The 22,661-nt window shown below is 39.6% G+C and carries 33 protein-coding genes and 1 rRNA gene; 32 read left to right on the top strand and 2 right to left on the bottom strand.

The window, feature by feature from the left end; all coding sequences use genetic code 11:
- Positions 1-9: 9 nt before the first annotated feature.
- The 29 genes from PQ474_RS18320 (at position 10) to PQ474_RS18180 (ending at position 19,657) form a co-directional block, all read left to right on the top strand.
- Positions 10-195, top strand: a complete 186-nt coding sequence (locus PQ474_RS18320) for a type Z 30S ribosomal protein S14 (RefSeq protein WP_012957149.1) — start codon at positions 10-12, stop codon at positions 193-195.
- 29 nt (positions 196-224) lie between these two features.
- Complete coding sequence (gene rpsH / locus PQ474_RS18315) at positions 225-623, top strand: 30S ribosomal protein S8 (protein ID WP_273846433.1); 399 nt, start codon at positions 225-227, stop codon at positions 621-623.
- Between the two features lie 33 nt (positions 624-656).
- Positions 657-1,193, top strand: coding sequence for a 50S ribosomal protein L6 (gene rplF, locus PQ474_RS18310; protein WP_273846430.1), 537 nt, complete (start codon positions 657-659; stop codon positions 1,191-1,193).
- Positions 1,194-1,223: 30 nt separating this feature from the next.
- Positions 1,224-1,583 carry a 50S ribosomal protein L18 gene (gene rplR, locus PQ474_RS18305; RefSeq protein ID WP_273846428.1) on the top strand — a complete coding sequence of 120 codons (360 nt, stop codon included), beginning with the start codon at positions 1,224-1,226 and terminating at the stop codon, positions 1,581-1,583.
- A gap of 21 nt (positions 1,584-1,604) precedes the next feature.
- Complete coding sequence (gene rpsE, locus PQ474_RS18300; RefSeq protein ID WP_273846426.1) at positions 1,605-2,105, top strand: 30S ribosomal protein S5; 501 nt, start codon at positions 1,605-1,607, stop codon at positions 2,103-2,105.
- A 13-nt stretch (positions 2,106-2,118) separates the two neighbouring features.
- Positions 2,119-2,307, top strand: coding sequence for a 50S ribosomal protein L30 (gene rpmD / locus PQ474_RS18295; RefSeq protein WP_034631470.1), 189 nt, complete (start codon positions 2,119-2,121; stop codon positions 2,305-2,307).
- 32 nt (positions 2,308-2,339) lie between these two features.
- Positions 2,340-2,780 carry a 50S ribosomal protein L15 gene (gene rplO / locus PQ474_RS18290; protein WP_273846421.1) on the top strand — a complete coding sequence of 147 codons (441 nt, stop codon included), beginning with the start codon at positions 2,340-2,342 and terminating at the stop codon, positions 2,778-2,780.
- Entirely contained in the window at positions 2,780-4,072 is a 1,293-nt protein-coding gene (gene secY, locus PQ474_RS18285; protein ID WP_273846419.1) for a preprotein translocase subunit SecY, read from the top strand. Before rplO ends, secY begins: the two co-directional genes overlap by 1 nt.
- Before the next feature lie 75 nt (positions 4,073-4,147).
- Complete coding sequence (locus tag PQ474_RS18280) at positions 4,148-4,801, top strand: adenylate kinase (RefSeq protein WP_273846417.1); 654 nt, start codon at positions 4,148-4,150, stop codon at positions 4,799-4,801.
- Positions 4,798-5,544, top strand: coding sequence for a type I methionyl aminopeptidase (gene map / locus PQ474_RS18275; RefSeq protein ID WP_273846414.1), 747 nt, complete (start codon positions 4,798-4,800; stop codon positions 5,542-5,544). The genes PQ474_RS18280 and map overlap by 4 nt, the downstream gene beginning before the upstream one ends.
- A gap of 18 nt (positions 5,545-5,562) precedes the next feature.
- Positions 5,563-5,871: a KOW domain-containing RNA-binding protein gene (locus PQ474_RS18270; protein WP_273846412.1), complete on the top strand. Its 309-nt coding sequence runs from the start codon at positions 5,563-5,565 to the stop codon at positions 5,869-5,871.
- Between the two features lie 4 nt (positions 5,872-5,875).
- A complete protein-coding gene (infA, locus tag PQ474_RS18265) occupies positions 5,876-6,094 on the top strand; it encodes a translation initiation factor IF-1 (RefSeq protein WP_010896341.1) in 219 nt (72 codons plus the stop codon).
- Positions 6,095-6,195: 101 nt separating this feature from the next.
- Entirely contained in the window at positions 6,196-6,309 is a 114-nt protein-coding gene (gene rpmJ, locus PQ474_RS18260) for a 50S ribosomal protein L36 (RefSeq protein ID WP_003322638.1), read from the top strand.
- 20 nt (positions 6,310-6,329) lie between these two features.
- Positions 6,330-6,695, top strand: coding sequence for a 30S ribosomal protein S13 (rpsM, locus tag PQ474_RS18255; RefSeq protein WP_273846261.1), 366 nt, complete (start codon positions 6,330-6,332; stop codon positions 6,693-6,695).
- 20 nt (positions 6,696-6,715) lie between these two features.
- Positions 6,716-7,108, top strand: a complete 393-nt coding sequence (rpsK, locus tag PQ474_RS18250; protein ID WP_273846259.1) for a 30S ribosomal protein S11 — start codon at positions 6,716-6,718, stop codon at positions 7,106-7,108.
- Between the two features lie 166 nt (positions 7,109-7,274).
- A complete protein-coding gene (locus PQ474_RS18245) occupies positions 7,275-8,219 on the top strand; it encodes a DNA-directed RNA polymerase subunit alpha (protein ID WP_273846257.1) in 945 nt (314 codons plus the stop codon).
- A 78-nt stretch (positions 8,220-8,297) separates the two neighbouring features.
- Positions 8,298-8,660: a 50S ribosomal protein L17 gene (rplQ, locus tag PQ474_RS18240; protein WP_273846254.1), complete on the top strand. Its 363-nt coding sequence runs from the start codon at positions 8,298-8,300 to the stop codon at positions 8,658-8,660.
- 399 nt (positions 8,661-9,059) lie between these two features.
- Positions 9,060-9,896 carry an energy-coupling factor transporter ATPase gene (locus tag PQ474_RS18235; protein ID WP_273846252.1) on the top strand — a complete coding sequence of 279 codons (837 nt, stop codon included), beginning with the start codon at positions 9,060-9,062 and terminating at the stop codon, positions 9,894-9,896.
- Positions 9,872-10,738, top strand: coding sequence for an energy-coupling factor ABC transporter ATP-binding protein (locus PQ474_RS18230; RefSeq protein ID WP_273846250.1), 867 nt, complete (start codon positions 9,872-9,874; stop codon positions 10,736-10,738). Before PQ474_RS18235 ends, PQ474_RS18230 begins: the two co-directional genes overlap by 25 nt.
- Positions 10,739-10,742: 4 nt before the next feature.
- A complete protein-coding gene (locus tag PQ474_RS18225) occupies positions 10,743-11,549 on the top strand; it encodes an energy-coupling factor transporter transmembrane component T family protein (protein WP_273846247.1) in 807 nt (268 codons plus the stop codon).
- Positions 11,550-11,560: 11 nt separating this feature from the next.
- Positions 11,561-12,325, top strand: coding sequence for a tRNA pseudouridine(38-40) synthase TruA (gene truA / locus PQ474_RS18220; RefSeq protein ID WP_273846245.1), 765 nt, complete (start codon positions 11,561-11,563; stop codon positions 12,323-12,325).
- Positions 12,326-12,508: 183 nt separating this feature from the next.
- Positions 12,509-12,946, top strand: a complete 438-nt coding sequence (gene rplM / locus PQ474_RS18215) for a 50S ribosomal protein L13 (RefSeq protein WP_273846243.1) — start codon at positions 12,509-12,511, stop codon at positions 12,944-12,946.
- A 19-nt stretch (positions 12,947-12,965) separates the two neighbouring features.
- Positions 12,966-13,358, top strand: coding sequence for a 30S ribosomal protein S9 (rpsI, locus tag PQ474_RS18210; protein WP_273846241.1), 393 nt, complete (start codon positions 12,966-12,968; stop codon positions 13,356-13,358).
- Between the two features lie 944 nt (positions 13,359-14,302).
- Complete coding sequence (locus PQ474_RS18205) at positions 14,303-15,253, top strand: TRAP transporter substrate-binding protein (RefSeq protein WP_273846542.1); 951 nt, start codon at positions 14,303-14,305, stop codon at positions 15,251-15,253.
- Positions 15,246-15,731 (top strand): TRAP transporter small permease, encoded by a 486-nt coding sequence (locus PQ474_RS18200; RefSeq protein WP_273846239.1) that lies wholly within the window; start codon positions 15,246-15,248, stop codon positions 15,729-15,731. The genes PQ474_RS18205 and PQ474_RS18200 overlap by 8 nt, the downstream gene beginning before the upstream one ends.
- Positions 15,731-17,026 carry a TRAP transporter large permease gene (locus tag PQ474_RS18195; RefSeq protein ID WP_273846237.1) on the top strand — a complete coding sequence of 432 codons (1,296 nt, stop codon included), beginning with the start codon at positions 15,731-15,733 and terminating at the stop codon, positions 17,024-17,026. The genes PQ474_RS18200 and PQ474_RS18195 overlap by 1 nt, the downstream gene beginning before the upstream one ends.
- A 215-nt stretch (positions 17,027-17,241) precedes the next feature.
- Positions 17,242-17,676, top strand: coding sequence for a YbaK family protein (locus PQ474_RS18190; protein WP_273846234.1), 435 nt, complete (start codon positions 17,242-17,244; stop codon positions 17,674-17,676).
- A gap of 127 nt (positions 17,677-17,803) precedes the next feature.
- On the top strand, positions 17,804-18,523 hold the full coding sequence (gene cwlD, locus PQ474_RS18185; protein ID WP_273846232.1) for an N-acetylmuramoyl-L-alanine amidase CwlD: 720 nt from the start codon (positions 17,804-17,806) through the stop codon (positions 18,521-18,523).
- Between the two features lie 81 nt (positions 18,524-18,604).
- Positions 18,605-19,657 (top strand): Mrp/NBP35 family ATP-binding protein, encoded by a 1,053-nt coding sequence (locus tag PQ474_RS18180; RefSeq protein ID WP_273846230.1) that lies wholly within the window; start codon positions 18,605-18,607, stop codon positions 19,655-19,657.
- An 83-nt stretch (positions 19,658-19,740) separates the two neighbouring features.
- On the opposite strand, the gene gerD is transcribed toward PQ474_RS18180, so the two are convergent.
- On the bottom strand, positions 19,741-20,349 hold the full coding sequence (gene gerD / locus PQ474_RS18175) for a spore germination lipoprotein GerD (protein WP_273846228.1): 609 nt from the start codon (positions 20,347-20,349) through the stop codon (positions 19,741-19,743).
- 145 nt (positions 20,350-20,494) lie between these two features.
- On the opposite strand from gerD, the gene PQ474_RS18170 reads away from it, so the two are divergent.
- A complete protein-coding gene (locus tag PQ474_RS18170; RefSeq protein ID WP_273846226.1) occupies positions 20,495-21,085 on the top strand; it encodes a KinB-signaling pathway activation protein in 591 nt (196 codons plus the stop codon).
- 61 nt (positions 21,086-21,146) lie between these two features.
- On the opposite strand, the gene pdaB is transcribed toward PQ474_RS18170, so the two are convergent.
- Positions 21,147-21,908 carry a polysaccharide deacetylase family sporulation protein PdaB gene (pdaB, locus tag PQ474_RS18165; RefSeq protein WP_273846224.1) on the bottom strand — a complete coding sequence of 254 codons (762 nt, stop codon included), beginning with the start codon at positions 21,906-21,908 and terminating at the stop codon, positions 21,147-21,149.
- Positions 21,909-22,091: 183 nt separating this feature from the next.
- Between pdaB and PQ474_RS18160 the strand changes: the two genes are divergently transcribed.
- Both PQ474_RS18160 and PQ474_RS18155 read left to right on the top strand, forming a co-directional pair.
- Positions 22,092-22,313 carry a hypothetical protein gene (locus PQ474_RS18160; protein WP_273846221.1) on the top strand — a complete coding sequence of 74 codons (222 nt, stop codon included), beginning with the start codon at positions 22,092-22,094 and terminating at the stop codon, positions 22,311-22,313.
- A gap of 281 nt (positions 22,314-22,594) precedes the next feature.
- Positions 22,595-22,661, top strand: a 16S ribosomal RNA gene (locus tag PQ474_RS18155); the annotation flags it as partial.

The following is a 22,661-nucleotide window of genomic DNA, read 5'->3' as shown; positions in this document are numbered from 1 at the left end:
GGGAAAACGTTGGCGAAAAAATCAATGATTGCAAAGCAAAAACGCACACAAAAGTATAAAGTACAAGAATATACTCGTTGTGAACGTTGCGGTCGTCCTCATTCAGTTTTGCGTAAGTTTAAACTTTGCAGAATTTGCTTCAGAGAACTTGCTCATAAGGGTCAAATTCCTGGTGTGAAAAAAGCTAGTTGGTAATCCCAAGAACGGGAAGGAGGTAAATAATTATGGTCATGACAGATCCAATTGCAGATATGCTTACTCGCATTCGTAATGCAAACACAGTACGCCACGAGAAATTAGAATTACCTGCTTCAAAAGTGAAGAAGGAAATTGCTGAAATTCTTAAGCGTGAAGGTTTCATTCGCGATTTCGAATACATTGAAGATAACAAGCAAGGTGTAATTCGCATCTTCTTAAAGTACGGTTCAACAAATGAGCGTGTAATTACTGGTCTTAAGCGTATCAGTAAGCCTGGTTTACGCGTTTATGCAAAAGCTGGCGAACTTCCTCGTGTACTAGGTGGACTAGGAATCGCTTTAGTTTCAACATCAAATGGTTTAATGACAGACAAGGATGCACGTCAACAACAAGTTGGTGGCGAAGTATTAGCATACGTTTGGTAATATAATCCTTGAAATGAACGGAGGTGTACAAGAATGTCTCGTATTGGTAAAAAACCAGTTGAAGTACCAAGTGGAGTAACGATTACTCTAGATGGCACTTTAATGACTGTTAAAGGTCCTAAAGGTGAGCTTAAGCGTAACCTTCATGAGGATATGAAAGTTGTTATCGAAGAAAACCTAGTTACAGTTGAACGTCCTTCTGACAACAAGTTGCACCGTGCGCTTCACGGTACAACGCGTAGTTTGATCAACAACATGGTTGAAGGTGTAACGAAAGGATATGAGCGTGGACTTGAGCTAATCGGTGTCGGTTACCGTGCTACTAAATCAGGTTCTAAACTTGTTCTTAACGTTGGTTACTCTCATCCAGTTGAAATCACTCCTGAACAAGGAATTGAGATCGATGTTCCTTCTAACACGAAGGTTATTGTAAAGGGTATTGATAAAGAGCGCGTTGGTGCTGTAGCATCTAACATTCGTTCTGTACGTTTACCGGAGCCTTATAAAGGTAAAGGAATTCGTTATGAAGGCGAATATGTTCGTCGTAAAGAAGGTAAAACAGGTAAATAATCACTAACTCACGGAAAGGAATGACGTTCAATGATTACGAAACGTAATAAAAACGTAGCTCGTAAGAAGAGACATTTGCATGTTCGTCGTGCGATTACAGGAACACCTGAACGTCCTCGTCTAAATGTTTTCCGTTCATCTAAACATATTTACGCTCAATTAATTGATGATGTAAATGGTGTAACATTAGCATCTGCTTCTACTCTAGATTCTGAAGTAGCTGCTGATGTAACGAAAAAAGATGCGGCTAAACTTGTAGGTGAACTCGTAGCAAAACGTGCGATTGAGAATGGACATAAAGTAGTTGTATTTGACCGTGGTGGTTATGTGTATCACGGCCGTGTAGCAACACTTGCAGATGCAGCCCGCGAGGCTGGATTGCAATTCTAAAGAAAAAAGGAGGGAAAACGAATGCGTCGTATTGACCCTAATACGTTGGAACTTGAAGAAAAAGTAGTAGCTGTCAATCGTGTTGCTAAAGTAGTAAAAGGTGGACGTCGATTCCGCTTTGCTGCATTAGTTGTTGTCGGCGATAAAAATGGTCACGTTGGATTCGGTATGGGTAAAGCTCAAGAAGTACCTGAAGCGATCCGTAAGGCTGTAGAAGATGCAAAGAAAAACCTTATTGAAGTACCAGTTGTTGGAACAACTATCCCTCATGAGATCGTTGGACACTTTGGTGCTGGACGGGTACTTTTAAAGAACGCTTCAGAAGGTACTGGAATTATCGCAGGTGGCCCAGTACGTGCTGTACTTGAGCTAGCTGGTATCGGTGATATTCTTTCAAAATCTCTTGGTTCAAATAACCCTATCAACATGGTTCGTGCAACAATGCAAGGACTTAAAGGTTTAAAACGTGCTGAAGAGGTTGCTAAACTTCGCGGCAAATCCGTGGAAGAACTGTTAGGTTAAGGAGGGAAAATAAATGGCTAAGAAATTAGAAATTACCCTCACTCGTAGTCTTATCGGACGCCCGGAAGACCAACGCGTTACTGTGAACACTCTTGGTTTACGTAAAATGCACCAAACAGTCGTTCAACAAGATAATGCTGCGATTCGCGGTATGGTAAATAAGGTATCTCACCTTTTAACTGTTAAAGAAATCGAAGCTTAATAGCTTATTCATAATTACGAGGAGGTGTCAACATGAAACTTCATGAGTTGAAGCCTGCAGAAGGATCACGTAAAGTACGTAACCGTGTAGGTCGTGGTATCGGTTCTGGTAACGGTAAAACATCAGGAAAAGGACACAAAGGTCAAAACGCACGTTCTGGCGGAGGTGTTCGCCCTGGTTTTGAGGGTGGTCAAAACCCATTATACCGTCGTCTTCCGAAACGCGGATTTACAAATCCTACTCGTAAGGAGTTTACAGTAGTTAACCTTGATACGTTAAACCGCTTTGAAGCGGGTACTGAGGTTACTCCAGAACTTCTTATCGAAACAGGAACTGTAAAAAACGTAAAATACGGAATTAAGATCCTTGGTAACGGTAAACTTGAAAATAAATTAACTGTTAAAGCACATAAGTTCTCAGCATCTGCAGTAGAAGCTATCGAAGCTGCTGGCGGAAAAACTGAGGTGATTTAATGTTCCGGACGATCTCCAACATTATTCGAGTGGGTGATTTACGCCAAAAGGTTGTTTTCACCCTGCTTATGCTCATTGTCTTTCGTATCGGAAGTTTTATTCCTGTTCCAGGAGCGAACAAGGATGTTCTTAATTTTCACGATCAAGCGAATGCATTTGGGTTTTTAAATACGTTTGGTGGTGGAGCATTAGGGAACTTTTCGATTTTTGCCATGGGTATTATGCCATATATCACTGCGTCCATCGTGGTGCAGTTGTTACAAATGGATGTTGTACCTAAATTCGCTGAATGGGCAAAAGAAGGGGAAGCTGGTCGACGTAAATTAGCTCAGTTTACCCGTTACGGAACGATTGTATTAGGTTTTGTTCAAGCTTTAGGGATGTCCATTGGATTTAACTCTCTATTTCCTGGATTGATTCCTAATCCAAGTGTTCCAACTTATTTGTTTATAGCTTTAGTATTAACAGCCGGTACTGCATTTCTTATGTGGTTAGGTGAGCAAATTACAGCAAAAGGCGTCGGTAATGGTATTTCTATTATTATCTTCGCTGGTATCGCTGCTGGTATTCCAAATGGAATTAACCAAATCTATGTACAGCAGATTGAAGGTGCTGGTGATCAACTGTTCCTTAGTATCGTAACAGTTCTTCTTATGGCACTTGCTGTTTTAGCTATAGTAGTCGTTGTCATTTTTGTTCAACAAGCATTAAGAAAAGTACCTGTACAATATGCGAAGCGTTTAGTCGGACGTAGTCCAGTTGGTGGACAGTCTACGCATTTACCTTTAAAAGTTAATGCTGCTGGTGTTATCCCCGTCATTTTTGCACTTTCTTTATTTATGTTTCCACCAGTAGTTGCTGGCTTTTTTGGGACAGGAAATGAGATTGCTGCATGGGTGACAAGAGTATTTGATTATACTCAACCAATCGGTATGATTGTCTACGCATTATTAATTATTGGATTTACGTACTTTTATACGTTTATCCAAGTTAATCCGGAAAAAATGGCTGACAACCTTAAAAAACAAGGTGGTTACATTCCAGGCATTCGGCCCGGTAAGACAACACAGACTTACTTAACACGGATTTTATATCGATTAACGTTTGTTGGTGCACTCTTCCTAGCTACGATTTCTATTATTCCAGTATTCTTCACACGTCTTATGGATTTACCTCCTGCAGTACAAATTGGTGGTACTGGATTATTAATCGTCGTTGGTGTAGCATTAGACACGATGAAACAAATCGAAAGTCAACTAATTAAACGTTCTTATAAAGGCTTTATTAAGTAATTAAGGGGATCTGGGAAAGGCTATCTTTCCCGTTCGCCTTCTGTTGTTAAATCGGAGCGATGGAGGGAGATTGGAATGAATTTAATTTTAATGGGTTTACCTGGTGCTGGTAAAGGTACACAAGCAGAAAGAATCGTTGAAGAGTATAACATTCCTCATATTTCAACTGGTGATATGTTTCGTGCTGCAATCAAAGGAGAAACGGAGCTTGGTTTAAAGGCAAAGTCTTTCATGGATGCAGGCGAACTAGTTCCTGATGAAGTGACGATTGGTATTGTTCGTGAACGATTAACAAAAGAGGATTGTCAGAGCGGGTTTTTACTAGATGGATTCCCTCGTACAGTTGCTCAAGCTGAAGCGTTAGAGGAGTTACTAACATCGATGGAGCGTAAGATTGATTATGTTCTGAATGTTGAAGTTCCTGAAAAGCTTCTATTAGATCGACTGACAGGACGCAGGGTTTCACCTACATCTGGAAGAACGTATCATGTCATTTTTAACCCTCCTAAAACAGAAGGTGTTTGTGACGTTGATGGAAGTGAGTTAATCCAACGTGATGATGACAAGCCTGAAACGGTTAAAAAACGTCTTGAAGTTAACCAAGCACAAGCGCAACCTCTTGTAGATTTCTACACAGAAAAAGGTTATTTGCGTGAAATCAATGGTGACCAAGATATTAATAAAGTTTTCGAAGATATTGACCAGCTCCTGAAAGGACTTCGTGCATGATCATTTGTAAGACAGATCGAGAACTAGACATCATGCGAGAAGCTGGAAGGATTGTTGCTTTAACGCATCAAGCGCTAAAGGAACATATTCAACCTGGCATATCGACAAAAGAATTAGATGCGATTGCAGAAAAGTTGATTCGCTCATACGATGCAACGCCATCTTTCAAAGGTTATAATGGGTTTACAGGTAGCATCTGTGCTTCGGTAAATGAGGAATTAGTGCACGGAATTCCTGGGAAGCGAGTGCTTAAAGACGGTGATGTCATTAGCGTTGATATTGGTGCTTATTACAATGGCTATCATGGAGATTCAGCATGGACATATGCAGTTGGCAACATTTCTGAGAAGGATCAGGAGTTACTTGATGTGACAGAAGCCTCTCTTTTTAAAGGGTTGGAGTTTGCTAAACCTGGTAATCGCTTATCAGATATCTCGCATGCTATTCAATCTTATGCAGAACCATTTGGCTATTCGATCGTGAGAGAGTATGTCGGGCACGGAGTTGGGCAAGACTTGCATGAGGACCCTCAAATTCCTCATTATGGTCCCCCAGGAAAAGGTCCTAGACTTAAACCAGGAATGGTTCTTGCGATTGAACCAATGATTAATGCTGGTACACGCTATGTACGTACTCTTTCTGATGACTGGACAGTTGTCACAGTGGACGGAAAGAATTGCGCGCATTTTGAGCATACGATTGCTATTACGGAATCAGGTTATGAAATCTTAACAAAAGCTTAATTGTAGGTGATGATGACGATGCAAGACTCTGGTCAATCTCCGGAGATAGGTCAAATCGTGATGGTTACAAAAGGACGAGATTATGGTCAATTTGGAGTGATTGTTGACTTGATTGATGAACGTTTTGTAAGAATCGCTGATGGCGATAAGCGTAAAATTGACCGCGCTAAGAAAAAGAACATTAATCACCTGGAATTAATTGATTACATTGCTGATGAAGTTAAGGGCAGCTTTATAGAAACAGGACGTGTTACTAACGGGAAATTACGTTACGCGCTAACGAATTTTCTAGAGAAACAGTCTGATTTACTGAAGGAAGGAGAGTGAACCTGTGGCTAAAGAAGATGTAATTGAGGTGGAAGGTACGGTTATTGAGCCGCTTCCTAATGCAATGTTTCGCGTTGAACTAGAAAATGGTCATAAGATTCTTGCCCACGTTTCTGGAAAGATTCGTATGCATTTCATTCGAATTCTCCCTGGTGATAAGGTGACAGTAGAACTTTCACCTTATGATCTAACACGTGGACGAATCACATATCGATACAAATAATACGTTGCGAGAGCGACTAGCAAAATAATCAATCATTGTTTTGCTTTAATCTGATTAGATCTCTAATCAGTGCACTCCGTACCATATAGGAGGTAAAAAAAATGAAGGTAAGACCATCAGTCAAGCCTATTTGTGAAAAGTGTAAAGTTATCCGTCGTAAGGGTACTGTAATGGTTATTTGTGAAAATCCTAAACACAAGCAAAAACAAGGTTAATATATAAGGAGGTGCTGCACATGGCACGTATCGCAGGCGTCGATATTCCACGTGATAAACGCGTAGTTATTTCACTAACGTATGTCTTTGGAATCGGCAAAGCTAAATCGTCTGAAATTCTAGCGAAAGCAGGTGTATCTGAAGATACACGTGTTCGTGATCTTACTGAAGAAGAATTAGGACGTATCCGTGAAGCGGTTGAAGGGTACAGAGTAGAAGGTGACCTTCGTCGTGAAGTTTCACTTAACATTAAGCGTCTAATTGAAATTGGTTCATATCGTGGTGTTCGCCACCGTCGTGGTTTACCTGTTCGTGGACAAAATTCTAAAAACAATGCACGTACGCGTAAAGGTCCTCGTCGTACTGTAGCAAATAAGAAAAAGTAGTAAAGGAGGTCGCATAAAAAATGGCTAAAAAAACGAATACTCGTCCAAAGCGTCGCCAACGTAAAAATGTTGAAGCTGGGATTGCTCACATTCGTTCTACATTCAACAATACGATTGTGACAATTACAGATACACATGGTAATACAATTTCTTGGGCAAGTGCTGGTGGATTAGGTTTCAAGGGTTCTCGTAAGTCAACTCCATTTGCTGCTCAAATGGCTGCAGAGCAAGCGGGTAAAACAGCAATGGAACATGGTATGAAAACTGTTGAGGTTTCAGTTAAAGGACCTGGAGCAGGTCGTGAAGCGGCAATCCGTTCTTTACAAGCTGTTGGTCTTGAAGTGAACATGATTAAAGATGTTACTCCAGTTCCTCACAACGGTTGTCGCCCGCCAAAACGTCGTAGAGTATAACGGAATCAATCATTGTATAGATTTCCCTAAATTGTCAATAATGGATAGAGCGATAACAGTCCTGTTGGCAAAAGTGGTGTAAAGCTTAGGAATTGCCTACTGGTTATCCGGTTAGGCAATCCTTGCAGTCTACCGGAGTTCGACGTTTTGAAGGAGGGTTTGTTTAATGATTGAAATTGAGAAGCCAAATATTGAAGCGGTTGAAGTAAGTGAAGACGCAAAGTATGGAAAATTTATCGTTGAGCCATTAGAACGTGGATATGGTACAACTTTAGGAAATTCCCTACGTCGTATTCTTCTTTCCTCTTTGCCTGGCGCTGCTGTAACTTCTGTTCAAATTGATTCAGTTTTACATGAGTTCTCAACTATCGAAGGCGTAGTTGAAGATGTAACAACCATTATTTTGAACTTAAAAAAGCTGGCTCTTAAAATCTATTCAGATGAAGAGAAGACCCTTGAAATTGATATTCAAGGTGAAGGAGTTGTAACAGCAAATGATTTAACTCATGATAGTGATGTTGAAGTCTTAAATCCAGATCTTCACATTGCGACACTTGCGGCTGGTGCGCATTTACATATGCGTCTAATTGCAAAACGTGGTCGTGGTTATATCCTTGCTGAGGGTAATAAGAACGATGAACAACCAATTGGGGTTATTCCTATCGATTCTATTTACACACCGGTTTCACGAGTAAATTATCAAGTTGAGAATACACGCGTCGGTCAAGTAACTAACTATGACAAACTAACTCTTGATGTCTGGACTGACGGAAGCATACGTCCTGAAGAAGCTGTTTCTTTAGGTGCTAAAATCTTAACTGAGCATTTAAATATCTTTGTTGGTATGACCGATCAAGCACAAAACGCTGAGATCATGGTTGAAAAAGAGGAAGATCAGAAAGAAAAAGTTCTAGAAATGACAATTGAAGAACTTGATCTATCTGTACGCTCTTACAACTGCTTAAAGCGTGCTGGAATCAATACGGTTCAAGAACTTACTCATAAGTCTGAAGAAGACATGATGAAAGTTCGTAACCTTGGTCGTAAGTCACTTGAAGAAGTTCAAGAGAAGCTTGGAGAGCTTGGTCTAGGTCTTCGTAAAGAAGAATAGGTAGGCAATCTAACTTCCATCGTTTATAATAGTCTTTGCTCGTTTTAATTGAGCAGGTAACAAAGGAGGGAAAACAACATGGCATACGCAAAATTAGGTCGTGATAGCTCTGGTCGTAAAGCTTTATTCCGTGATTTAGCTACTGATCTTATTATCAACGAGCGCATCGAAACGACTGAAGCAAAAGCGAAAGAGCTTCGCTCAATCGTTGAGAAAATGATTACTCTTGGTAAGCGTGGAGATTTACATGCACGTCGTCAAGCTGCTTCTTTCATTCGTAGAGAAGTTGCTGATACGGAGTCTGGTCAAGACGCTATCCAAAAATTATTCTCTGATATTGCATCTCGTTATGAAGAGCGTCAAGGTGGTTATACTCGTATTCTTAAAATTGGACCTCGTCGTGGTGACGGTGCTCCAATGGTTATCATTGAGCTTGTATAATCAAATTGGTCTTAGTGAATAGATGAGGCGACAAAGGGCAAATCAGATCTGAGCACGTATGCTCTGTTTCTGGGCCCTTTTTTGTTTGCCCTTTTTTAGGTATATTGGTTTTAATCATTTGGATTAGTGTTTGATTTATGTTTATCTAATAGCAGGCGAAAATGATGTGGGTTTGCGGTATCAAAATAAGGTTCACAATCTAGTGAGACTTCCTATGTAAAAATTAGATTTGATTATCACCGTGTTTCACTTTGTATGGAGTAGATCATTGTCTTTTCTTTTTTCTGAAAAAGGGGAGTAGAGTGAAAATTTAGCATCTACACCTGATCGATTACATAGGGCATACTTTTCGAGTGTCAGAGTCTACATAAACACATGTTTGTTTAAGGGAGGGATTGTGTGTCTTCTTTGATTCAGCTTAAGAATATTACGTTTCAATATGAGCAAGAGAGCAAGTTGGCTATAGATCATGTAAGTCTTGCAATTTCAGCAAAAGAATGGATTGCTGTACTAGGTAGAAATGGTTCAGGAAAATCTACATTTGGGCGTCTTCTTAATGGACTACTAATTCCATCAAGTGGGACAGTTCTGATTAATGGATTATCAACAGCGGATGAGAAGGACATTTGGACAATTCGCCAAAGCGTTGGAATGGTCTTTCAAAATCCAGATCATCAGTTTGTTGCGACAACCGTCCGAGATGACCTTGCTTTTGGTTTAGAAAATTTAGGACTTGCGCGTCAGGTGATGCAAGAGAGAATTGATCACTATGCTGATTTAATTGGCATTTCTCATCTACTAGACGCAGAGCCTTATCGTTTATCTGGGGGGCAAAAACAAAGAGTTGCTATTGCCGGGGTAATGGCGATGGAACCGGACGTTTTGATCTTTGATGAATCGACGTCTATGTTAGACCCAGTCGGACGTAAGGAAGTCCTAGATACGTTACAGATGCTACACCAGCGCGGGATGACAATCATTTCAATTACTCATGATATGGATGAGGCTGTTCGTGCCGACAGAATTCTCATCTTTAATAAGGGACGTATTGTAGAGGATGCTTCACCAATGGATGTATTTTCTTCTCCTGATCTACTAACACAAATGGGATTAACCCTTCCATTCCCCGTTCAATTGCAAAATGAACTTCGCCGTAAGGGAATGACGTTTAAGAAAGTATGTTTATCGGAAAGGGAGTTGATCTCAGAATTATGGACATTGTATTTAGCGAAGTAGATCATTGTTATATGCCAAAGACCCCCTTTGAAAAAATGGCCCTTAAAGATATTAGCCTTACGATTCCTTCAGGCTCCTTTACAGCGATTATCGGACATACGGGGTCAGGGAAGTCTACGTTAGTTCAACATATCAATGGCTTGCTTAAGCCGACCTCTGGCACTGTGCAAGTCGGCTCTTTTACGATGAAAGCAGGCCAAAAGAAAATAGATCTTCTTCATTTGCGTAAAAAAGTAGGACATGTCTTTCAATATCCAGAACACCAACTATTTGAAGAAACGGTTGAAAAAGATATTTGCTTTGGTCCTGTTAATTTTGGACTTTCAAAAGAACATGCGACGAAACGAGCGAAAGAGCTTATAAAGGTAGTGGGTCTAGATGCTAGCTTTTTAGACAAGTCTCCTTTTCACTTAAGTGGTGGACAGATGAGGAGAGTAGCGATTGCGGGTGTGTTGGCAAGTCGACCGTCTGTACTCGTGCTGGATGAACCTGCTGCTGGTCTTGATCCTGAAGGAAGAGATCAGATGATGGAGTTGTTTTCTACGTATCATAAAGACCATAACACTACGACGATCTTAGTCACTCACCATATGGAGGATGCGGCTAAATATGCCGATCAAATCATTGTCATGCACAATGGAAAGATCAAAATGTGTGGGGGTAGAGAGTTGATTTTCGAAGAAGCGAAAAAGCTTGAGGAGCTCGGCTTAGGTCTTCCTAATACGGTTCGCTTCTTACAAGAACTAAAAGAGAAGTTTCGTCTAACTTCGGTACCGAACCAGTTTGATGTTGAAGGAACCTCAGCATTTATCGCAGATCTTTTGCGTGCAAAGGAGGAATAGGCCTATGTTACAAAATGTCATTATTGGACAATATGTTACGGGGGCTTCCTACTTGCACCGGTTAGATCCTCGTTCTAAGCTGATCAGTGTCTTTCTCCTCGTGCTCGTTATTTTTTTAGCAAATAACTGGTATGCAAATGGCGTTGTCATTTTGTTTACTATTTTGATGGTGATTCTTTCAAGGGTTCCTCTATCATTTATCTATAAAGGAATAAAGCCCATCCTATGGCTTGTTCTCTTTACATTGATTCTGCACTTATTTATGACAAGAGAAGGAGAAGTCATTTTTAGTCTTGGGTTCTTAACGGTCTATGAAGAAGGATTAAAACAAGGTCTTTTCATCTCGATTCGCTTTATTACGATTGTGATGCTGACATCACTTGTGACATTGACGACAAAACCAATTGACTTAACCGATGGACTTGAAGATTTGTTCAGCCCTTTAAAAAAAGTCGGATTACCCGCTCACGAGTTAGCTTTAATGATGTCGATCGCTTTACGTTTTATTCCTACTCTTATGCAGGAAACGGAAAAGATCATGAAAGCACAAATGGCTCGTGGGGTTGACTTTACATCAGGACCATGGGGAAAAAGGATTAAAGCGTTACTCCCGTTACTCATTCCGTTATTTATTAGCGCGTTTAAAAGAGCGGAAGATTTGGCGCTGGCAATGGAGGCAAGAGGCTACCGAGGTGGCGTGGGACGTACGAAATACCGCCTGTTGGCTTGGGGAGGACAGGATACCATTGCTATAATCGTCTGTATAGCGTTTGGAGCGATGATTGTAGCAATACGATATATTTGGATCTAGGAGTGGTAAAGTTGAAACGTGTGGCGTTATGGGTGATGTATGAAGGGACTCAATTTTCTGGTTACCAAGTTCAACCGGGTAAACGAACGGTACAACGAGAGATCGAGGCTGCATTAGCCACCCTACATAAAGGGGAATCGATTCGTGTTCATTCATCTGGAAGAACGGATACTCATGTTCATGCAAGAGGACAAGTTCTACATTTTGACACACCTCTACAAATCCCACTTGATAAATGGCCAAAAGCAATGAATGCCTGTTTGCCTGACGATGTGCGTATTATGGAAGCGACTCATGTGTCAGATGATTTTCATTCGAGGTATCACGCAGTAAAGAAAGAATACCATTACCGCGTTTTACTAAGTAAACAACCAGATGTGTGGAGAAGAAATACAACGTTCCACTACCCGTATTCATTTGATCTTGAAAGGATGAAGGAAGCGGTACCCTTATTAATAGGGACTCACGACTTCAGCTCATTTTGTGCGTCGAATACAGCCGTGAAAGACAAAGTAAGAACTTTATATGAAATTTCGGTTGAGCTTGAACAAGATGAGCTTGTATTTCGATTAGTAGGGAACGGTTTTTTGTATAACATGGTTCGGATCATCGTCGGAACATTGCTAGATATTGGAGGCGGGAAAGGGGAGCCTTCTGAATTATCGACAATTCTTCAAGCCCAAGATCGTACACTAGCAGGCAAAACAGCACCAGGAAACGGATTATTCCTCTGGAAAGTCACGTATGAAACACCTATTTTTAGTGAGGAATATTAATAAAATATAAAAATAATGCATATGACAACGAATCCTAGTGTAACAAGTTGTTGACATTGGGTTTTCAATATTATATGATGTTAGATGGTAATTCCAAAACCCACTAGCCCCGGGTTCGGAATGTTACAATAGACACTGGTTTTAAAAAAATTGATAGATTTTCTATAATACGGAGGGAAATTCATGCGTACAACATATATGGCAAAGCCTAACGAAGTTGAGCGTAAGTGGTTTGTAGTCGACGCTGAAGGTCAAACGCTTGGTCGTTTAGCTTCAGAAGTGGCTTCAATCCTACGTGGTAAGCACAAGCCAACTTTTACTCCTCACATTGACACTGGTGATTTCGTTATCATCATCAATGCTGAGAAAATTGAACTAACTGGTAACAAATTAAATGACAAGATCTACTACCGTCACACAAATCACCCAGGTGGTTTGAAAATGACTAAAGCTGCTGACATGCGTGCTAACAAGCCTGAGCGTATGCTAGAGCTTGCTATCAAAGGAATGCTTCCAAAGAACACTCTTGGACGCGCTCAAGGTATGAAACTTCATGTATATGCAGGTCCTGAACACAAACATCAAGCTCAAAAACCAGAAGTTTACACACTTCGCGGTTAATCGATAGGAGGGTATTATTTTGGCACAAGTACAATATTATGGTACAGGTCGTCGTAAGCATTCTACTGCTCGCGTACGCCTATTGCCGGGTGACGGCCGTATCGTTATCAACGGTCGCGAATTAGATGAATATTTTGGTCTAGAAACTTTAAAGCTTATCGTTAAACAACCACTAGTGGAAACAGGTGTTGAAGGTCAATATGACGTTCACGTAAATGTTGATGGTGGTGGTTACACAGGACAAGCGGGCGCTATCCGTCATGGTGTTGCTCGTGCTCTACTTAAAGTAGATCCTGACAACCGTCCTGCACTTAAAACTGCTGGCTTCTTGACTCGTGATGCTCGTATGAAAGAGCGTAAGAAATACGGTCTTAAAGCAGCACGTCGTGCACCTCAGTTCTCAAAACGTTAATATATCTACGTTTCAAGGCTCTCAAACCTTTTGGTTTGGGGGTCTTTTTTATAGTTTGGCAATCGTTGAAGTGAGAGTCCTCGTAGTAGAGGTTGCGAGCCTTGATTGAGTGGACATGTGTTCCGTTATTAGGGACCAGAAGCTCCTTTTTAAGAGGTTTGCGGACATACGTTCCGTTATATTATTATTTGATAGACAATTTCTCCTGATTTTGAACAAATAACGGAACCTATGTCCGTTCATAAAGCCACCATTTATTGAAGAGCTTCTAAACGAGTAGGAGACAATCAACTCATCCTTCAAAACCATCACCTTTTGGCCAATTATGATAGAGAAGTAAACATGTTCTAAAAAAGGTAATATCCGTTCAATACTCTATCACAATTATTAGTCGAAATATGTTGCAAAATGGCAAAAATCTCGTTATGATGATTTTAATAATAATTTGTTTAGTAAACAAATTAAATAAGGGGATTTGAGGTGAAGGTTATTTCGCGTTATTAATCGTGAACGTAATAGAGCTTTTTATTGTCTATCTTGTTCATCTCGTCATGAGGGGCACAAATGTAAGCGCTTCGTAACATTTGTGAAGAGGAGTAACCCCGAAACAGGTAGAGTAATATACTTTTCCAACAAGAGAAAGTTGGGAAGGCAATCAAATAGTAATCAGAAATTGGTTCGCACTATGCAAATGGTTCTTAAAAGGGAGTTTCATATTAAAAGGTCAAGATCATCTATCTGATAAGTAAATGATATTCAAATTGATAAAAATGTGATGGACATATCAATATAGATAAAGCTTTTTTATTAAATGTTTAGACCGAAAAAGGTCAGGGACTTGTTTAAATGGTTACATTAAAAAATAAGAGCGATTAAATTTTATGCTTTAAGGAGGAGTAAATCGTGAAAAGACAACTTAAGTTACTGTTGGCCTTTTGGCTGTAATGATACTTGCAGGCTGTTTAAACCAATCAGAAAAGGAATTAAAGCTGGCACACAATCAAACGCTTGATCATCCAATCCATTTGTCTTTAGTTGAATTTGGCAGATTAGTTGAGGAAAAATCAAACAAAGACATAACGGTTACTATTTTTGCTAATGGACAATTGGGTAGTGAGCGTGAAGTGATTGAATTAACTCAAACCGGTGCTGTTGATGTTGCAAAAGTAAGTGCTAGTGCACTAGAAGGGTTTGATTCGGATTACTCAATCTTTAGTTTGCCTTACGTTTTTGAAGATTACACTGAGTTTGAAAGTGTAATGAACAATGATGCTATTACCGATCAACTATATTTTGAAACAGAAGATATCGGTTTCATTGGGCTAACTTACTATAATGCGGGTACTCGTAACCTGTACACGAAAGATAAAGCCGTCACTAGCTTAGCTGATATGAGAGGGTTAAAGACAAGGGTTCAACCGAGTCAAACAAGTGTAAAAATGATCGATGCTTTAGGTGGTATTCCTACAGCAATGGCATATGGTGAGGTTTACACAGCTTTGCAGTCTGGTGTCATTGATGCAGCTGAAAATAATGAAACCGCTCTAGTTGGAAACAACCATGGTGAAGTCGCTAAATATTATATGTATACAGGCCATCAAATTGTACCTGATATGTTAATTATGAATGCTGAACGCTTCAACAGGTTTACGGAAGCAGAAAAGTTAATCATAGAAGAAGCTGCGACAGAATCAACACTTTATCACGAAGAAATTTGGTCAGAAACGATTGAAGAAATGACGGAAACAGCGATAGATAAAATGGGCGTACAATTCATTGAAGTGGACAAGTCCATCTTTATTGATGCCGTCCAACCGCTTCATAAAGAATATGCTGCAAGCGATAAAACAAAGGAAATCTATCAATTAATAAAAGGAGGAACGACCGGTGAATAAACTTAAAGGAATCCTAGATAAAACACTTATTACGAGTTCATCCCTTTTATTAATCGTGATGGTCATCTTCTCAATTTGGCAAGTGATTGCAAGGTATGTGTTGAACATTTCTTCTCCAGGAACGGAAGAATCGATTAGATATTTACTCATTTGGTTTGGGTTACTCTCGGCGGCTTACGTATTCGGTGCAAAGAAACATATTGCCATCCTATTCTTTAGAGAGAAATTCAATGTGAAAACTCAATTCCTATTTGAGAGAACAACAGATGTGTTCATCCTTTTATTTGCCGCGATCTTAATGATCTATGGAGGTATAAAGATCGTCATGCTGACGTCAGGACAAACAGCTGCAGCTACGGGTATCTCGCTTGGGGTTGTATATGCGGCGTTACCTACTAGTGGGGTCTTCATCATCATTTATACGATTTATAGCATGATGACGAATAAACTAAGTGAGAAAGAAGAGGTGGGAGTATAATGACAATGATCGCAGGGATCGTTTTATTTGTTAGCTTCTTCTTACTATTATTATTTGGGGCGCCTATTGCCCTAGCTATTATCTTAAGTTCGGTTGCAACTTTTTTACTGATCGTACCATTTGATGTCGCTATACTGACTTCCGCACAAAGAATGGTTACGGGGATTGATAACTTTACAATGTTGGCGATTCCTTTGTTTGTCCTTTCGGGAATTATTATGAATAATGGTGGGATTGCGTTTAGACTCGTGAATTTTGCAAAAGTGCTAGTCGGTCGTTTACCTGGATCACTTGCCCACACAAATGTTGTCGGGAATATGTTATTCGGCTCAATCTCAGGATCAAGTGTAGCCTCTGCTGCAGCGATGGGACGAATTATGACACCCATGCAAACCAATCAAGGATACAAAAAAACGTATTCTGCAGCAGTTAACATTGCATCTGCTCCAACTGGGCTGATCATCCCACCTAGTTCAGTTTTGATTGTTTATTCCTTGGTTAGTGGAGGTACATCGGTTGCCGCTTTATTTATGGCAGGTTATATTCCCGGGATTCTATGGGGATTAGCGGTTATGGTTGTGGCCTACTTCATGGCAAAAAAAGAGGGTTACTCGATTTCTGAAACGCCAAATACAAAAGATAAAGTGTATATTGTCGGTAGTGCAATCCCAAGTTTATTTTTAATCGTCATTGTTATTGGGGGAATTGTTGCAGGAATCTTTACAGCGACTGAAGGTGCAGCAGTTGCCGTGCTTTATGCAACGTTACTTTCTCTTATTTATAAAAGCTTGAAGGTAAGAGATATCCCAGCCATTTTGAAAGAGACAATTGAAATCACAGGGATGATTTTATTCCTTATTACAGCATCTGCGTTGTTCTCGCTCGTTATGTCTTATATTGGTCTACCAGAAGCGTTAAGTAGGGCTTTATTATCTATTACGGAAAATCAAATCGGGATTATCCTGATTATGATTGCTATTCTTCTTATGATTGGTACATTTATGGATATTACACCAGCTGTGTTAATTTTCACACCAATCTTCTTACCCGTTGCCCAAACGTTCGGGATGGATCCAGTTCATTTTGGAATGGTCGTCTGTTTTGCGCTATGTATTGGAAATATGACGCCACCGGTCGGAAGTGCCTTATTTGTCGGGTGTAGTGTAGCAGAAGTAAGAATCGAAAACGTCATAAAGACCTTGTTACCCTATTTTGCAGCAGTCATTATTGTCTTACTGTTTGTCGCTTTCATTCCACAGATCAGCTTATTTTTACCTAACTTATTTGGATTATAAAATGAAATAAGTGATGAAAAACCCTCTTTGGTTTTATCGAAGCTTTCTGTAAGGCTAATGGCCTTTCTCAGTAAGTTCGTTAATCAGAGAGGGTTTTCTATTTATGCCAATCTTTTCAGCTAGTTGGACAATATCGACAGCTTTTCCACTGCATGTTGCAATTGGAGTTCGTCATACTATAAATAAAAGATAATAAATGAAAGGAGAGGAAGTTAATGAATGTAACCGTGCTATCAGACAAACGCAGAGAGAAGCAATGGAAATTTGAACGTAGCGTATTGAAGAATTTATCGTTAAAAGACCTTAAAGCGGATGTTGAACAGCATTTCAAACCAGTCGTTCCGTTTCATTTTCTTTCCCATCCTTTTTTATTAGATCCATGTATGGATATGGCGATTGATGCTTTTCTCTTAGGAGCAGAGTACGGAAAATTCGGATATTTAGGTGAGTCTGAAAAACAAGTAAAGGAAAGATGCGACGATGATTTAACAGAAATTTCTCATTGTATCTTTAACCTGCTTCAAGGCTGGCTCCTTGATTCTGACTACTTACTGGATTCTCTCCAAATTGCGACCGAAGCCTTTGTTGAACAATGGTGGGCGAAGGGCTTTAGAGAAGGAGAGAAGCGATATCGTTTAAGATTACATTAAAGTTTGTTATTGCTTGCTCTCAAGCAATTTAAAGAAAAGTCATCTTTTTTGAATAACTATGTAAATTCACTTCATAATCTTTCCCTTGTCCCAATATATATAGAAGAGTGGACGAGGAGGGATGGTAGTGAACTTAGTAAAATGGATAAAGGGTGGGGCATTTGCATTAGGTGTCGTTGGTTTGTTATTTATCATCCAATATCAATTTGTAAGCAATGATTCATGGACGACATGGAATCTTCCTTTATCAGGTAAAGTGATAGTAGTGGACCCAGGTCATGGAGGAATTGATGGTGGAGCTGTATCCAAAAGTGGAATCCTTGAAAAAGAAGTTACTCTACTAATTAGTGAACAACTGAGGGACTATCTACAAGAGGCGGGTGCTCTCGTTCTAATGACTAGAGAAGACGACCATGATTTGGCTAATGCGGATACAAGAAAAGTTCGCCAACGCAAAAATGAAGATTTAAGGCGACGTGTAGATATTGTTAATGATTCCGATGCGGATTTATTCGTAAGTCTTCATCTCAATGCAATTCCTTCTCCTAAGTGGAGTGGCGCCCAAACGTTTTACAATCGAGCAATGCCGGAAAATGAAGAATTGGCAAGATTTGTTCAAGACGAAGTAAGGCGTAATCTTGAAAATACAAATCGACAAGCAAAGCCTATTCATAATGTGTACTTGTTGAAAAACGCTAATATTCCAGGTGTTTTAATCGAAGCAGGCTTTTTGTCGAATCCGACTGAAGCAGAATTGCTACAAACGGAAGAATATCAACAAAAAGTAGCAGCGGCTGTGTATCAAGGAATTTTGCGTTACTACACAGATGAAAAGGTACCTGAATAATAAGTGCAAACGGATTCACGCTCCACCAAGTTCCTATGCTATACTAGGCATATAACTGGAATAAAGGAAGGTGTGTCTGCATTGGTAACTGAATCTGTAGTACTCGAAGCCTTAAAACGTGTAAAGGATCGAGACTTAAATAAAAGTCTTATTGAAACAGGGGGAGTCCGGGAAGTTAAAGTAAAAGATGGCAATGTGAGTTTGAAGATTGCCTTAGCTAAAACCGGGACTCCAGAACAAATGGAAGTGCAGCAAGAAATCGTTAATGTTGTAAAAGGGGAAGGAGCGAATTCTGTCGGCCTTCGTTTCGAAGAATTAAGCTCAGATGAAATTTCAAATCTTGGTGGCGTGAATGAGCCAGCATTTGAAGGACCATCGATCTTAGCTCCTAATAGCAAAACAACGTTCGTTGCTGTAACAAGTGGAAAAGGTGGGGTCGGAAAATCAACCGTTTCAGTCAATTTAGCGACAACCCTTGCTAGATTAGGAAAGAATGTTGGTATTATTGATGCTGATATTTATGGATTTAGCGTTCCTGATATGATGGGAATCGAAGAAAGACCAAAAGTAATAGCGGATCGTATTTACCCAGTGGAGCGGTTTGGTGTAAAAGTGATCTCGATGGGGTTTTTCGTAGAAGACAATGCCCCTGTTATTTGGAGAGGACCAATGCTTGGAAAAATGTTAAACCAATTTTTCACAGAAGTAGAATGGGGAGATCTAGACTATTTAGTATTAGATTTACCTCCTGGTACAGGGGATGTAGCATTAGATCTGCATACAATGCTGCCTCATTCTAAAGAAATTCTTGTTACGACACCACACGCAACCGCAGCATTTGTAGCGGCACGTGCAGGGACAATGGCGATTAAAACCCACCATGAAATTCTAGGTGTAGTAGAAAATATGGCCTATTTTGAAAGTCGTGTAACAGGAGAGAAAGAATACGTCTTTGGTTCAGGTGGTGGAGAACGCTTGACGGAAGAGTTAAAAACAGAATTATTAGGTCAAATTCCGCTTGGACAACCTGATTTAAATAAAGATGACTTTGCCCCTTCTATTTACGCGGCCGATCATCCTATTGGAGACATCTACGCTCAAATAGCGAAACGAGTCATTGATAAAACAAGTTAATAGAAAGAAGAGGATGACAGCTCCGGTCAAGCTTGACCTTTGTTGTCATCCTTTTCTTGTTGTCGGTGGTCTAAAACGACGTTTTAAGAAGATTTCTCTTCTCCGCCCTCTTCTTTGCCACCACCTGATTGTTGGTCTTGTTTTTCTAATTGCTGTTGGGCAACTTTTGTTAAAATCTCATTTACTTTCGCTGTGAAGAATGGACTTTCAAAAGCTTCGGACATAATTGTCATAACTTGCTGACGATATTCCTTTGATTTCATCGTTTCGAGAATAGCTGCTTCCATCTCAGGATCCTGAAGAACAGTAATCATCATGGCTTGGTATTCAGGATCTTTCATTAACCCTTTTAATATTTTTTCATTTTCCGTTTGCATGCTCTCTGCAAACTTTTGAGCGAATTCCGGATCTTGCATGACATCTTGCCAGAACTTTCGCCCTTCTTCTGATGTAAGTGTTTGCTGAATCGTTAGTTTAACAAAAGCATTATCCATGACAATCTCTTGCTGGAGTTCCTCATCACCCATGATTTCTTTAATCGCTTGTTTTCCTTCATCTGTCTTGAGCATATCGACCATCATCTTCTTGGTGCTTTCGTAATCGGGACTGGCTCCACCACTTTCAGCCTGAGCACAACTAGCGAGAATAGTTAGGAGCATAGTGAAAATAAATACATAAGTGATCTTTTTCATGCTGTATGAGCTCCTTTCAGTCATTTTGTCATTAATTTGAGATATTTCGCGACGTTTTATACATGACGACCGGGAGAAGGCTAGCAATTTTTACTGGACATTGATACAATCATGAAAGCAGAATTGGATATTGGAGGATTGACCTGTGAACAGTCGAAAAGTCGTTTATCTGTTTTTTACCACGCTTTTAGTCGGAAGCATTAGTGGTGCGATTGTTGGATTTATTTTAGATTACCAAGTTTATACTGAAGGTACGTTTCTTAATATGTTTTTTGGGTTAATCTGGCTCTTAGGGATTTGTGCTGCTTTTAGTTTAGTTAGTCAGATGGGTTTCTTTGCGTACTTAACGGTACATCGGTTTGGTTTAGGCTTATTTAAATCGCAAAAATTGTGGAATTATGTACAGATTATTATTATTGCGTTCGTTGTTTTTGATTTAATCTACTTTCGGTTTATAGCTTTTGCAGAACCGCATGAAACCATTCTTCATTACATGGTCATGCCGATCTTACTCTTGATTTTTGGTCTTTTAGTGGCTTACCTAAAGGCAAAAGATACAAACCAAGGTGCATTTATTCCGGCTTTGTTCTTCATCGTAGTTATAACAGCTATTGAGTGGGTACCGGCACTGACCGTTAATGATCCGAAGTGGCTATGGCTCTACTTCACCCCTTTAATTACAGCGAATACTTGGCAGATTTTGCTCTTGCATCGATTAACTAAACCATCTAAATAAAAAGAACCCTCCGCAAAATATGGCGGGGGGTTTCGACTATTTATGATAAAAGGGACTTCTTTTACTTAATTTCTTCGTTTTCAGCCTTCGTACTAGCCATTAAATCTTCAACGGTTGTAAAATTAAACCCTTTCCCACGTAGTTGATCAATGATAATAGGAAGTGCCTTATGAGTCTGTTTAACAGAATCTGACGCATGGAATAAAATGATATCACCAGAATTCGTTGAAGGGACTACCTCTTCAACAATGGCATCTACTCCCGGATTTTGATAGTCTTTTGAATTAATGCTCCAATGGATAATAGAGAAGCCTTGCGAATCGGCTACTTGCAAAACATTTTTATCAAAAGAACCGTTTGGAGGTCTTAATAGAGTAGGGCGTTCTCCAGTCAACTCAGCTAAGACTTGACTGCTTTGATTAATATCTCTTCTGATCTTCTCCGTATCCCAACTCGTATAATCTTTGTATTGATAACCGTGGCTACCAATGGTGTGACCTCTATCTTTTATTTCTTGAACTAGATCTGGATAACGTTCCGCCCACGAGGCAGAAATAAAAAAGTTTGCATGATCTACTTCTTTTTGGTCTAGAATGTCTAAAATCGGTCCAATACGATTTTCACCCCAACTAATGTTAAAAGTTAAGGCTATTTGTTTATCATCGGTTTCAGCTTTGTAGAAAGCTTGCGGTCCATCAGAAGTAGAGAAAACGGCTATTTGTGACCGTTCTACATAAAGTAAACCAGCTGTAAAGAACGCAGCGATGATTATAAGTGATAATTGCTTAATGCGCTTAGCGTGAAAAATCCAAAAGATATTCATTTCTTACCCTCCTTGTCCATTGTTATGACCAATCTATGGTGAAAAGGATAAAGTTATGAATAAAATTGGGACAAATAGAAAATAATTTAAAGAACTTAAGGTTAATTTTAGTTTGGATGGTAGCTGTTGGCCGAGTGAAGTTTAATTGCTTAGTTGTTTAGTCATATAGTCGAGGTGGTAGTCGTGTTAGGGGTTATTTTAAATGAAAAGGAAGTTCAGGAAATAGAGTATATGTTAAAAAGAGAAATGGAAGAATTACTTTTAGATATGTCTGATCCCCGTATTGATGAAGTTGTAAAACGGGCAATGGAAGAGAAATATCAAATTGTCTTTAAAATCTATAAACGTTTTGTCCCACCTAAAGAAACGATGAAGTATGTTTTAAACAAGCGCAACACACAATGAGTGTGTGTTGCTTTTAATTTTGATTAAAGTGTTGACTTTATATTTTAATATATGGTATATTACTTTTTGTCGCCAAAACAATTGATGTTAACGGGTTGTTGACAATGAATTGTTGGTGTGTTATATTATGAAAGTCGCCAATGAGCGATACGTAGTTCTTTGAAAACTGAACAAAAGCCAAGCGAAAAGAGAAAACATGATTTTCTCGTCAATTTTAAGTGATTTTGTAAAATCACAATGAAGTATCGTTAGCGATACAGTTTGAGCACAAATTAAACACTTTTATGGAGAGTTTGATCCTGGCTCAGGACGAACGCTGGCGGCGTGCCTAATACATGCAAGTCGAGC

It is taken from the genome of Halalkalibacter alkalisediminis, assembly GCF_028610705.1.
Lineage (GTDB): Bacteria > Bacillota > Bacilli > Bacillales > Bacillaceae_D > Halalkalibacter > Halalkalibacter alkalisediminis.
The sequence above is the reverse complement of the archived record's forward strand: the minus strand, read 5'-3'. Positions and strand labels throughout refer to the sequence as shown.

What these genes read in the sequence shown, in the direction of transcription:
- rpsH (WP_273846433.1), top strand. Translation starts at nt 225, where the DNA reads ATGGTCATGACAGATCCAATTGCAGATATGCTTACTCGCATTCGTAAT.
- rplF (WP_273846430.1), top strand. Translation starts at nt 657, where the DNA reads ATGTCTCGTATTGGTAAAAAACCAGTTGAAGTACCAAGTGGAGTAACG.
- rplR (WP_273846428.1), top strand. Translation starts at nt 1,224, where the DNA reads ATGATTACGAAACGTAATAAAAACGTAGCTCGTAAGAAGAGACATTTG.
- rpsE (WP_273846426.1), top strand. Translation starts at nt 1,605, where the DNA reads ATGCGTCGTATTGACCCTAATACGTTGGAACTTGAAGAAAAAGTAGTA.
- rpmD (WP_034631470.1), top strand. Translation starts at nt 2,119, where the DNA reads ATGGCTAAGAAATTAGAAATTACCCTCACTCGTAGTCTTATCGGACGC.
- rplO (WP_273846421.1), top strand. Translation starts at nt 2,340, where the DNA reads ATGAAACTTCATGAGTTGAAGCCTGCAGAAGGATCACGTAAAGTACGT.
- secY (WP_273846419.1), top strand. Translation starts at nt 2,780, where the DNA reads ATGTTCCGGACGATCTCCAACATTATTCGAGTGGGTGATTTACGCCAA.
- PQ474_RS18280 (WP_273846417.1), top strand. Translation starts at nt 4,148, where the DNA reads ATGAATTTAATTTTAATGGGTTTACCTGGTGCTGGTAAAGGTACACAA.
- map (WP_273846414.1), top strand. Translation starts at nt 4,798, where the DNA reads ATGATCATTTGTAAGACAGATCGAGAACTAGACATCATGCGAGAAGCT.
- PQ474_RS18270 (WP_273846412.1), top strand. Translation starts at nt 5,563, where the DNA reads ATGCAAGACTCTGGTCAATCTCCGGAGATAGGTCAAATCGTGATGGTT.
- rpmJ (WP_003322638.1), top strand. Translation starts at nt 6,196, where the DNA reads ATGAAGGTAAGACCATCAGTCAAGCCTATTTGTGAAAAGTGTAAAGTT.
- rpsM (WP_273846261.1), top strand. Translation starts at nt 6,330, where the DNA reads ATGGCACGTATCGCAGGCGTCGATATTCCACGTGATAAACGCGTAGTT.
- rpsK (WP_273846259.1), top strand. Translation starts at nt 6,716, where the DNA reads ATGGCTAAAAAAACGAATACTCGTCCAAAGCGTCGCCAACGTAAAAAT.
- PQ474_RS18245 (WP_273846257.1), top strand. Translation starts at nt 7,275, where the DNA reads ATGATTGAAATTGAGAAGCCAAATATTGAAGCGGTTGAAGTAAGTGAA.
- rplQ (WP_273846254.1), top strand. Translation starts at nt 8,298, where the DNA reads ATGGCATACGCAAAATTAGGTCGTGATAGCTCTGGTCGTAAAGCTTTA.
- PQ474_RS18230 (WP_273846250.1), top strand. Translation starts at nt 9,872, where the DNA reads ATGGACATTGTATTTAGCGAAGTAGATCATTGTTATATGCCAAAGACC.
- PQ474_RS18225 (WP_273846247.1), top strand. Translation starts at nt 10,743, where the DNA reads ATGTTACAAAATGTCATTATTGGACAATATGTTACGGGGGCTTCCTAC.
- rplM (WP_273846243.1), top strand. Translation starts at nt 12,509, where the DNA reads ATGCGTACAACATATATGGCAAAGCCTAACGAAGTTGAGCGTAAGTGG.
- PQ474_RS18205 (WP_273846542.1), top strand. Translation starts at nt 14,303, where the DNA reads ATGATACTTGCAGGCTGTTTAAACCAATCAGAAAAGGAATTAAAGCTG.
- PQ474_RS18195 (WP_273846237.1), top strand. Translation starts at nt 15,731, where the DNA reads ATGACAATGATCGCAGGGATCGTTTTATTTGTTAGCTTCTTCTTACTA.
- PQ474_RS18190 (WP_273846234.1), top strand. Translation starts at nt 17,242, where the DNA reads ATGAATGTAACCGTGCTATCAGACAAACGCAGAGAGAAGCAATGGAAA.
- gerD (WP_273846228.1), bottom strand. Translation starts at nt 20,349, where the DNA reads ATGAAAAAGATCACTTATGTATTTATTTTCACTATGCTCCTAACTATT.
- pdaB (WP_273846224.1), bottom strand. Translation starts at nt 21,908, where the DNA reads ATGAATATCTTTTGGATTTTTCACGCTAAGCGCATTAAGCAATTATCA.